This is a genomic window from Acinetobacter sp. C26M, assembly GCF_023702675.1.
Taxonomy (GTDB): domain Bacteria; phylum Pseudomonadota; class Gammaproteobacteria; order Pseudomonadales; family Moraxellaceae; genus Acinetobacter.
In genome coordinates this window covers 1,217,182-1,228,853 of record NZ_CP098478.1, presented here as the reverse complement: position 1 = coordinate 1,228,853, position 11,672 = coordinate 1,217,182, and the positions used below count along the sequence as shown (strand labels likewise).

Annotated in this window: 9 protein-coding genes; 1 reads left to right on the top strand and 8 read right to left on the bottom strand. The window is 43.1% G+C overall.

Going from position 1 to position 11,672, the window contains the following annotated elements; translation table 11 throughout:
- Positions 1–6 precede the first annotated feature (6 nt).
- The 7 genes from NDN11_RS05505 to NDN11_RS05475 form a co-directional block, all read right to left on the bottom strand.
- Entirely contained in the window at positions 7–1,497 is a 1,491-nt protein-coding gene (locus NDN11_RS05505; protein ID WP_251111017.1) for an amino acid permease, read from the bottom strand.
- 172 nt (positions 1,498–1,669) lie between these two features.
- A complete protein-coding gene (gene astE, locus NDN11_RS05500) occupies positions 1,670–2,644 on the bottom strand; it encodes a succinylglutamate desuccinylase (protein WP_251111016.1) in 975 nt (324 codons plus the stop codon).
- A gap of 33 nt (positions 2,645–2,677) precedes the next feature.
- Positions 2,678–4,018, bottom strand: coding sequence for an N-succinylarginine dihydrolase (gene astB / locus NDN11_RS05495; protein ID WP_251111015.1), 1,341 nt, complete (start codon positions 4,016–4,018; stop codon positions 2,678–2,680).
- Positions 4,019–4,050: 32 nt separating this feature from the next.
- Positions 4,051–5,520, bottom strand: a complete 1,470-nt coding sequence (astD, locus tag NDN11_RS05490) for a succinylglutamate-semialdehyde dehydrogenase (protein WP_251111014.1) — start codon at positions 5,518–5,520, stop codon at positions 4,051–4,053.
- A complete protein-coding gene (gene astA / locus NDN11_RS05485) occupies positions 5,520–6,563 on the bottom strand; it encodes an arginine N-succinyltransferase (protein WP_005190450.1) in 1,044 nt (347 codons plus the stop codon). The genes astD and astA overlap by 1 nt, the downstream gene beginning before the upstream one ends.
- A gap of 21 nt (positions 6,564–6,584) precedes the next feature.
- Positions 6,585–7,790: an aspartate aminotransferase family protein gene (locus tag NDN11_RS05480; RefSeq protein ID WP_251111013.1), complete on the bottom strand. Its 1,206-nt coding sequence runs from the start codon at positions 7,788–7,790 to the stop codon at positions 6,585–6,587.
- Between the two features lie 78 nt (positions 7,791–7,868).
- Positions 7,869–9,143: a Glu/Leu/Phe/Val family dehydrogenase gene (locus NDN11_RS05475; protein ID WP_167248145.1), complete on the bottom strand. Its 1,275-nt coding sequence runs from the start codon at positions 9,141–9,143 to the stop codon at positions 7,869–7,871.
- Between the two features lie 225 nt (positions 9,144–9,368).
- On the opposite strand from NDN11_RS05475, the gene NDN11_RS05470 reads away from it, so the two are divergent.
- Positions 9,369–9,791, top strand: a complete 423-nt coding sequence (locus NDN11_RS05470) for an Lrp/AsnC family transcriptional regulator (RefSeq protein ID WP_004654809.1) — start codon at positions 9,369–9,371, stop codon at positions 9,789–9,791.
- A 42-nt stretch (positions 9,792–9,833) separates the two neighbouring features.
- Here the strand turns inward: NDN11_RS05470 and NDN11_RS05465 are convergent, their stop codons facing one another.
- Positions 9,834–11,534, bottom strand: coding sequence for an NAD-dependent malic enzyme (locus tag NDN11_RS05465; RefSeq protein ID WP_251111012.1), 1,701 nt, complete (start codon positions 11,532–11,534; stop codon positions 9,834–9,836).
- Positions 11,535–11,672 lie beyond the last annotated feature (138 nt).

Genomic DNA, 11,672 nt, shown 5'->3' with positions numbered 1-11,672 from the left:
AATTATTTAAACGGCTTTGTTTTTATAAAAAATATTGTAGCTCGCATAGCAGGCAATAATAAACAGGACACAACAGACAAAACCGACTTGCATCGATGGATCGGTCACCATACTGATACAGGTAATCACGCAGAACACACCACCTAAAATCGGGGTGAGTGGGAATAATGGTGCAGCAAATTTCAGGTCCTTGACTGTTTTACCCGATTTGATCCATTGTCTACGGAAGTTAAATTGGGAAACACAAATCGAAATCCATACCACCACCATGGTAAAAGCGGCGACTCCTAGTAGGTTTTTAAAAATGGTTTCAGGTGCAAAATGTTCAGATAACAAGCCTGGAATCGCACCAAACATGGTCACAATAATCGCAATAATCGGTGTTCCTGAACGAGTTAATTTTGAAAATACCTTCGGCAACTGATTCTTTGCAGACAATGACCACATCATCCGCGATGCAGCAAATAAACCTGAGTTTGCAGCAGATAAAAGCGCAGTAATAATCACAAAACGAATAATATCTTCTGCGTATGGAATACCAATATAATTAAAGACGGTAACAAATGGGCTATTACTAACACTGTTGGCATTTATACCTGCCATTTCATAAGGCAGTAATGCACAGATCACCACAATGGTACCCACAAAGAAAATCAATAAACGCCAGATCGCGGCATTGATGGCTTTAGGTACTGTTTTCGCAGGCTCTTCTGCTTCACCTGCCGCGACACCAATCAATTCTGTGCCAGAGAATGCAAAGTTCACGATCAACATGGTCGCAAAAATTGGGAAAATACCATTTGGAAACCAGCCATGTTCCGTCAGCTTACTGAACAACGGTGCCGACTCATGCCCATGATAAGAAATCATGCCAAAGATAGCGGCTAAACCCAATCCAATAAAACAGATAATGGTGAGGACTTTAACCAAAGACAGCCAGAATTCTGACTCAGCAAACAGTCGTGTCGAACTGACATTCAAGCTAAACACCAGCCCTGCAAATAATAAGGTCCAGGTCCACATGGAAATCGAAGGAAACCATTCCTGCATTAGTAAGGCCGCAGCGGTAAATTCAGTCCCTAAGGTTGCAGTCCACGTCAGCCAATACAACCATGTGATCATATAGCCTGTTCCTGGGCCAATATAGGTTCTGGCATATTCACCAAAAGAACCTGAAACTGGCATCTGTACAGCGAGTTCACCTAAACACAACATCACCATGTATGCAATTACACCACCCAATAGGTAAGAGAGAATCGCACCGACTGGACCAGCCTGAGAAATGACATCGCCAGAGCCTAAAAACAGCCCTGTTCCAATTGCACCACCTAAAGAAATCATGACCAAATGACGTTTGGTCATGGCACGTTTCAATGGTTTACCCACTTCAATCTCTGCGCTCGAAGCTTCCGATAAACTGGCAACATCCTGCTGCGGCACATATTGTCCACTCAGGGCTTGGCCTGAGGGAAATGTCTTTTCGTTATTGTTACTCATACACGGTCACTCCAACTGTATTCTTATGACAACCTGTCCTTGCTGTTTCACTTTCATAAAAACGAATATCTAAACGATATTCTTTGACACGCTTTGTTCTATTGAACATCCATATTCAAACTCCATTTCATCTATTCCTTGCCGACAGTTAAACTGTTAAAGCAGCGACTGTTTATTCAATTTCTTTTAAAATCAGTCCAGCCCGAAGCCCTGTTTTTACCTTAGGGTTTGGAAATAAAATCCAGACTTGTTGATCATGCGCGACATAATCCCCAGCCTGTTGTGTTGCAATCAACTCACCTTTCTGAAAAGTAGAAAAGTTTGGAGCGTCAGCACTCAATTTGAGTTGAAAATCTTCACTTTGTTTTAATACTGAATCCACCACCTTAAACTGTCGAATGTCGGATTTCTGTCTGATCGGCAAAGCCTGATCTGCAAGGACGGCACGTAGCATCTGGTCGGTACTGGCAAATTCAGCTAAATCATTTTCACCAAATGGCTTAGCCTTACCTAACTCCAAAGTACTACTCGCGGCATGAAACTTTTCAGCAGTAAAGTGGGTAAAGGTTTTCCCAACTGCATTGTGATAGACCAAAGCATCCAAATCAGCAGCCTTTAAGCTTTGGATGAGAAAGTCATCATAAGGCTGAGTCTGATAAGGGAATAAGGCAAATACTGGTAATCGTGATACACGAATGGCGGTATGTAGATCGTAGTGATAACGCTGTGCGTCTACCTCACTATCGGCAAAAAACTGTGCGCTAACTTGTTCTAAATGTGCCGCCCGTTCAGTTTCTTGATCTTGAATTAAATTTTGATACGCGCCACAGAACATACGGTTCATATCATTTTCAAGATAACGAACACCGTGACGAATGGCTTCTGGGTTACCGAACACAAAAAGTACCCGTACTGCCAAAGTTAAACGTTCTGCAAATAAATCATTGATGATATTTGCCAACAATTCGATCGGTGCAGTTTCATTGCCATGAATACCCGCAGAAAGCAGCATGGTTTTTCTATAGGCTGTTTTTGGAGTACATTGCAATAGCCCTTCACCTAGCCATTGCCATGTAAATCCAGCTGTTTCCCCTTGCATTTGCACAGGAACTCGTTGTTCTAAAGTCAACGTTAATAGATCAACCATGTACTTTCATCCTTAAAAGCCGTTGTTTACTGTTTATCTTTGGAAGTGATAAACCGAACCTAAAGCTAAAATTTTGGTTAACTCATCTAATGCGGTACGGCTCTCGATCAATAAACTTGGATCGGCCAAATCGTCTTGTGTTAACTCATCACGATAATGCTGATCGACCCACTGATTCAGTGTTTTGAACAATGCATCATTCATAAACAAGTTTGGATTTACCGCATTCAGTTCCGCTTCATTCACCGCAACACGCAATCTCAAACATGCAGGTCCACCGCCATTACGCATACTTTCACGCAAATCAAATACCTTGATGTCATCAATTGGCGTACCCATTTGAATCATGTCATTCAAGTAGCTCCATACCGCCTTGTTGTGACGTGATTCCTCTGGCACCACAATGCTCATGCCGCCATCTGCACGAGTCAAAATCTGGCTGTTGAACAAATAAGTCGAGACCGCATCTTCAACTGTGACACGACTGTCTGGCACTTCAATCGACACAAATTCTTGACCAATACCTGCCATTTTTTGACCAATTTCTTCCAGCGCAGCAGCCTGATTTAAAAACGCCTGTTGATGATGGAATAATACCTGTTGATTACTCACCGCGATTACATCGTTGTGGAATACGCCTTGATCAATCACATCAGGATTTTGCTGAATGAACACCGTCCGTTTCGCATCTAAACGATGTAAACGGGCAATTGCTTCACTTGCCTCACGGGTTTGACGTGCAGGGAATTTCTGTGGTGCAACCGTTCCACCCAGTTGCTGCTGACCATAAACAAAAACCTGTACACCCGCCTGATCATATGCACCACCAAGGCGGTTATGATTGGCTGCCCCTTCATCACCAAACAAAGCTGCTTCAGGCAGTGCTTCGTGATGCGCGAAATATACATCATTATTGAACATCGCTTGAAGAATGCGTGTAGTCGTATGATGCTCAATTGATCGATGGAACTTATTATTCAGGTTTGCAGCGGTAAAATGCATACGCCCATCAGCACTATCAGCAGATGGTGACACCGTACAAGAGTTGGCAGTCCACATCGAAGAAGCAGAGCTCAACGATGATAATAAGGCTGGTGCAGTACGCATCGCTTGGGTAATCACGTCAATATCACTGCCAGTAAAACCCAAACGGCGTAGCGTTGGTACATGCGGACGCTCTTGGGGAGCAAACACACCTTGCTTCAAGCCTAAGTCAGCAAGGGCTTTCATTTTCTTTAAGCCTTGCTTTGCTGCTAGCTTAGGATTTGACGCATTATTACGATTCTTGGTCGATGCGACATTACCAAACGATAAGCCTGCATAATGATGGGTCGGCCCTACTAAACCATCAAAATTAATTTCATAACCTGACATTTTATTCTCCCTGTGTCCCGATACGAGCCGACTTACAGCACAATGCCCGGTGATAATTTTGAAGGTAAAGTAACGCTGTCACTTTCCAGTGAAGCCATTGGCCATGCACTATAGTCGGCAGCGTAGAACGCACTAGCACGATGGTTGCCAGACGCTCCAACACCACCAAATGGTGCGGCACTTGAAGCACCTGTTAATGGTTTATTCCAGTTCACAATCCCTGCACGTGCTTCAATCAGTACACGATCAAATAAATCACGCTCAGGTGACACCAGACCCACCGCCAAACCAAAGCGCGTGTTATTGGCAATGTTTAAAGCTTCATCAAAACTGTTGTATCGATAAATCGTGGTCAATGGACCAAAGTATTCATCATCAGGAATATCGGTCACTTGAGTGACATCTAAAATGCCTGCGGTGAGTAATGAACTGTCTGCTTGTGGACGGGTCATTTCTAATAATGGTTTTGCGCCTAAAGCGATCAGTTTGCTTTGTGCTACCAACATTTGTTCCGCTGCACGTGCAGAAATCACCCCGCCCATAAAGGGTTGCGGTTCAGCATTCCAAGCACCAACCACTAGGTTTTTAGCGACTTCAACAAAACGTTGAATGAAGGCATCACCATTAGCGCCCTGCTTGACAATAATTCGGCGTGCACAAGTACAACGTTGCCCCGCAGAAACGAAAGCGGATTGAATTGCGAGATTCACTACTGCATCGATATCTGTTGCTTCATCAATGATCAGGGCATTATTGCCACCCATTTCCAAAGCAAGGATTTTTTCAGGAGCACCTGCCATTTGTTTATGCAAGTGATAGCCCGTATTGGCACTACCCGTAAACATCAAACCGTCAATTTGTTCTGCTGCTGCAAGTGCTTCACCGGTGCTGCGTCCACCTTGTACGATATTCAGCACACCGTTTGGTAGACCTGCTTGCTGCCATAATTTTGCAGTTTCTTCAGCCGTCCAAGGCGTGAGTTCACTTGGTTTAAATACCACTGTATTACCCGCAATCAATGCAGGCACAATATGACCGTTTGGCAAATGACCCGGGAAGTTATACGGGCCAAATACGGCGAGAACACCATGTGGACGATGACGTAGTGAAGCCACGCCATCTGGCATTTCAGTTTCGCTAAAACCTGTCCGTTGATGATAAGCACGAATCGAAATCGCCACTTTGCCAATCATCGACTGTACTTCGGTCAAGGTTTCCCAAAGTGGTTTACTGGTTTCTTGGCTAATCACTTCAGCCAATTGGGTTTTATTCTGCTCTAGTAATCCAGCAAAACGTTCAATGATCGCGATGCGGTCTTCTAGTGGTAAACGTGCCCATGCAGAAAATGCCTGACGCGCTGCATCGCAAGCCTGTGCAATATCGGCTGGGCTTGCTTCATGCCCCGCCCAAATTTGCTGATTGCTGACAGGGTTGGTTTTTTCAAATGCGCTTCCTTGTCCTTGAACCCAAGCACCATCAATTAATAATGCACCTTGTGACATTAGTTATTCTCCATTTTTTCTAATGCTAAAACACGGACTTGATCGTGTTCAGCAATATTCAGTGCCTGTGCTTGTGCTGCCGTCATATGCAAAGTCTCACTTTCATCAACTTTGTTATTGATCAGCAACACGGCGTAATCTTGGTATTGGTCATTGGCAACCAAAAAATGTGTCTCAGTACTTTCGACTTGCTCAGTGAGTTTGACTTTGAGCAAGCGGCTCTCTTTCACCGCACGTAACTCGGCAGTATTGGCTTCCAGTGTTGGTCCCGCATCGAAAATATCAACATAACCTTGATATTTAAGGCCTTCTGACATCAACACCTTTGCCGCAGGCAGTGTATGTGGGTGCACTTCTGCAATCACCTCACGCGCCTCTGAACTCAGCAGATCTACGTAGACTGGAAATCTCGGCATCAGCTCTGCAATAAAGGCTTTTTGCCCCACACCGCTGAGATAATCCGCGGCAGCAAAATCCATATTGAAGAATAAATAGCCCAAGGAATCCCAAAACGGTGATTGTCCATTTTGATCCGAGAAACCACGCATTTCAGCAATCAATCTTTCTTCAAAAAAAGAACGGAATGCGGCAATAAACAGAAAACGAACTTTGGATAAAAATTTGCCGTTTTGGTTTTTGCGGTATTCAGGATCAAGGAACAAAGTACAAAGTTCGCTACAACCCGTATGGTCATTACTTAAAAACAAGGTGTCTAAAGTCTTGTATACATTTAAAGCTTTAGAGGCGTGAACCTGTTTTGCCACACGGAAGTTGTAAAACGGCTCATTTAATCCAACCGCAACTTCAATTGCACTCACACCCACAATTTTGTGAATGCTGGTGTCTTCCAATACAAACAGATAACTTGCCTCGCACTTTTCGGATAAGCCGTCTAAAGTGCGAGTGGTACGTGTAATACGTTCAGCCAAGATTTCTTTATTTTGTGGTAAGGAAGTCAGACCAATGCCTGACTCCCCCGCTCGTTGCGCTAAACGATAAATATCATCTAAGTCCCGATGCGCTGCATGTCGAACAATCATCATGGGCAGATGCTCAAAGCAGACTTAGAGGCGCGCTAAGGCACGAACAAAACGACTTAGACCTTCATCAATATCGTGTTGAGGAATGATCAATGAAGGGGTAAAGCGCACCACATCTGCACCTGCGACCAAGGCCAATAAACCTTCTTCACCCGCTAAGGTCACGATATTCTTCGCTTTGCCTGCATGTTCATCTTTCAATACACAACCGATTAACAAACCTTGACCACGGATTTCTTTGAACAATCCGTACTCAGCATTGATTTTGTTTAAGGCATCGATGAAATATTGGTGACGTTGTTTAACGCCGTCTAACACTTCTGGTGTATTGATAAATTCAAATACCGCACCAGCAACTGCACAAGCCAATGGATTTCCGCCATAGGTTGTACCATGATCACCGACTGCATACATGTTTGCATAATGATCTGTCGTAATCATTGCACCAATTGGGAAACCACCACCCAATGCTTTTGCCGTAGTGAGAATGTCTGGTGTTACTCCAGTGTTCATATAGGCATACAATGAACCTGTACGACCGACACCCGTTTGTACTTCATCAAAAATCAGCACAGCGCCTTTTTCATCACATAGTGCACGTAAGCCTTTTAAGAATTCGATATCTGCTGGCAGAACGCCACCTTCACCCTGAATTGGCTCAACAATCACGGCACAAGTATTTTCAGTGATTGCTGCTTTTACTGCTTCAAGGTCATTAAATGCAGTGTGTTCAATGCCACCTGGTAATGGTGCAAAATCTTGAGAATATTTTGGCTGACCACCTGCTGTTACTGTGAATAAAGTACGACCGTGGAAAGCATTTTTAAATGCAACAATCTGGTTCTTGTTTGGATTACCACTGAGTAAACCAACTTTACGTGCCAGTTTTAATGCTGCTTCATTCGCTTCTGCACCAGAGTTACAGAAAAAGACTTTGTCAGCAAAAGTACTATCCACCAATTGTTTCGCAAGGCGTAATACAGGCTCATTGGTATAACCATTCCCAATGTGCCATAGCTTTTGTGCTTGTTCAGTTAAGGCTTTTACTGCAACAGGATGTGCATGACCCAAGGCATTTACCGCGATCCCACCTGCAAAATCAACATATTCTTTATCGTTTTGATCCCAAAGACGTGACCCTTCGCCACGCACTAAAATGAAGTTTGCTGGGGCAAAAACTGGAACCATCCAATCATTAAAATTGCTACGTGTAATTGCGACTTCGCTCATTTTATTTACTCACTTCCTGTTTAATCTTCAGGCTTGTTAAATGCTCAACAAGCCCTTCTCTTTAATTTTATAAATGACTTAACCTGGGAAAATACCGCGTTCTTTACGCGCTTTCAGAATACGTTCACATGCCAAAATATAAGCTGCGGTACGTAAGCTGCATTCCTTCTGTGCTGCCGTGTTCCAAACATCAGCAATCGCTTGGATCATCAACTTATCAAGACGTTCATTAATTTCATCCTCGGTCCAGAAGTAACTCGCCATATCTTGAACCCACTCAAAATAACTGACAGTTACACCACCCGCGTTACAGATCACGTCAGGGACAACGGTAATGTCGCGACTGACAAATACATCATCTGCTTCTGGATAGGTTGGGCCGTTCGCGCCTTCAAGTACGATCTTGGCTTTCAGCTTTTGTGCACGTTCAACCGTAATCTGACCTTCCAATGCCGCTGGAATGAGAATGTCCATATCAACCGTCCAGAATTCTTCATCTGAAATCACGCTTGAATCAACAAAGCCCATCACACCGCCAGTTTCAACCACATGCTTTTGCAATGCTTTAACATCTAAGCCTTCTGCATTGAAAATGGTTCCGGTATGGTCTTGCACAGCAACGATTTTTGCGCCTGCATGGCTAAACAAGTAAGCGGCTTCATTCCCTACGTTACCAAAGCCTTGCACAGCAACTTTACTGCCCTCAATCGGTAATTTAATGCGTTCCGCAACCTGCATACCCGTTACAAATACACCGCGACCTGTTGCGCGAACACGGCCAAGTGAACCACCTAAATGTACAGGTTTACCTGTGACCACACCTGTTACGGTATGACCTTTGATACTTGAATAGGTATCCATCATCCAGCCCATAATATTGGCATTGGTGCCGACATCTGGCGCAGGAATATCAATTTGAGGACCAATGATTGGACTGATTTCACTGGTGAAACGACGGGTTAAGCGCTCTAGCTCACGTGTAGAAAGTTCTTTTGGATTGACACGAATACCACCTTTGGCACCACCGAACGGTAGGTTCAATACTGCGGTTTTGATGGTCATCCATGCAGACAAAGCCATGACTTCATTCAATTCTACATCTTGGTGATAGCGGATACCGCCTTTACCTGGACCACGTGATAAATTGTGCTGTACACGGTAACCTTCAAAATGGCGAATTGAACCATCGTCCATCACGATTGGAACATCAACGATAAGCGTACGCTTTGGGGTTTTCAGTGTGTTGACAAAGTTACTGAGGTCCGCATCCAAATAAGGTGCCACTCGATCTACTTGAGTGAGAAAAGTTTGCCAAGCACTGCCATTTTGAGCCGCATATGATAAAGACATCATCTATTCCTTAATTAATCAATTGTCCCTGTTATTCACAGATTCCCTTTGTTTAAGGGCGTCCTACCCCCATCCTCCCTGATGTGCATCGAGCTTCTTTAGTGCCGAAGTGAAAATGCTTGGGGTGTTGTATTGTTATTATTATTAAGAATCAAATTGATTCACAAAATTCGTTATAATGATTAAAATGAATTAATTTTTATCAATTTGCTAATAGAAAGAATCAAAATGAACAATATCGATCATATTATATTAGGCTTACTCAAAGACAATGCACGGATGTCGATTACAGACTTGGCAGCAAAAACACGGGTGTCTCGTGCCACCGTGCAGAAACGAATTGAATATATGGAATCAACGGGGATCATTACGGGCTATACCGTGCGTTTCCGTCCCAATGCTGAAAAAAATATCATTCGGGCTTGGATGAATATCATGGTGGAAGGTACGCGAGCACAGGCGGTAATTCGAGAGTTACGCTTAGAGTCAGCGGTTGAGCGACTGCATACCACCAATGGAAAATGGGATATTTTGGTCGAATTGCAATCTGATAGTTTGGAAAATTTTGATAAAGCGCTGGAACGAATCCGAAATATTTCAGGGATTTATAATAGTGAAACCAGTATTTTACTCTCCACCTATAAGACCTAAAAAAAGGGACTCTATTCAGAGTCCCTTTTTAAATAAAATGGCTTAATAACTAACACGGCGATAGTTACGATATTCTGGTGTCCAGAAATTATCTTCAATCGCTTGTTTCAACACATCATTACTCAATGGCATAGCCAAACCATCCGCCATAGCAGCTTTTGCCACTTTAAAGGCAATAAATTTAGACACTTGTTGAATATCATTAATATTTGGCAATAAATCCGCTGTGGTATTTTTCAAACGCGGCGAACAATCTGCCAAAGCAGTACTTGCGGCCATCAACATCGAATCACTGATATGGGTTGCACCACATGCAATCACACCTAAGCCAATCCCAGGGAAGATATAGGAATTATTGCACTGTGCAATGCTATACACCTTGCCTTGGAAATAAACGGGTGCAAAAGGACTACCAGTCGCTACAATTGCAGCACCTTGCGTCCATTCAATAATATCTTTTGGTTGTGCTTCAACTTGTGAAGTTGGATTCGACAATGGCAATACGATCGGATGCTTATAATACTTAGCTAAGGTTTTGATGACCTCTTCACTAAACAGGCCCGCCTGTCCCGAGACACCAATCAAGATACTTGGTTTTGCATTCTTGACCACATCTAATAAAGCGACGTTGTCACCTGTATATTCCCAAGTGCTGATTGCATTGACTGGTGTGGCAAGTTTTTGCTGGAAATCGAGTAAGTTCGGCTGTTGATCGGTCATCAGACCAAAACGATCCACCATGAAGATGCGTGAACGCGCTTCATGATCGCTCAAACCTTCGTCCATCATCTGTCTAACAATCTGTTCAGCAATACCACATCCTGCTGAACCTGCACCAACAAAAGTAACCGTTTGATCTTTCAGTTGTTTGCCTTGCGCTCTTGATGCAGCAATTAAGGTCGCTACAGTGACCGCTGCTGTACCTTGAATATCATCGTTAAAACAGCAAATTTTGTCGCGGTACTGAGTCAATAATGGCATGGCATTGGTTTGCGCAAAATCTTCAAATTGGATGAGAACATCTGGCCAACGCTGACGCACTGCCGTAATAATTTGCTCAACAAATTCATAATATTGCTCACCGCGGATGCGCGGCTGTTTCCAACCCATATAAATTGGATCATCAAGCAATTCTTGGTTGTTGGTTCCAACATCAATAGTGATCGGTAAGGTATAAGCAGGACTAATACCACCACACGCGGTATACAGCGACAATTTACCAATTGGGATACCCATGCCACCAATACCCTGATCGCCGAGACCCAAAATACGTTCACCGTCAGTAATCACAATCACTTTAACGTTTTTCTTGTTAACGTTATGGATAATTTGATCGATGTATTGACGCTCGGGATAAGAAATAAAGATACCGCGGTGACGACGGTAAATATCCGAAAAGCGTTGACAAGCCTCACCAACCGTAGGGGTATAAATAATCGGTAGCATTTCATCCAAATGCTGACTCAATAAGTTATAGAACAGGGTTTCATTGGTGTCTTGAATATTTCGCAAATAAATATGCTTATTCAAGTCGTTGTCGAACGAAAGATACTGCTGATACGAACGCTGAGTCTGCTCTTCAATATTCTCGATATTGTACGGAACTAGACCATGCAAGTTAAAATTCTCTCTTTCTTCTTCAGAAAAAGCAGAGCCTTTATTTAACAGAGGTAGTTCTAAAAGAGCGTTTCCAGCATAGTGAATATATAAAGGTTTTTTGATTTTACTAAGGTTCACAGACATACTTTACTCTTTAGACTCTCTCTCAAATGTACAAAAAATTTATTCGCTGAAATTCTTTCAAAAAAGAACTCTGGCATGGGCAATAATTTACACTAATCGAAGCTCAAAACCGAATAATCTAACTGTATGCAAACTGAT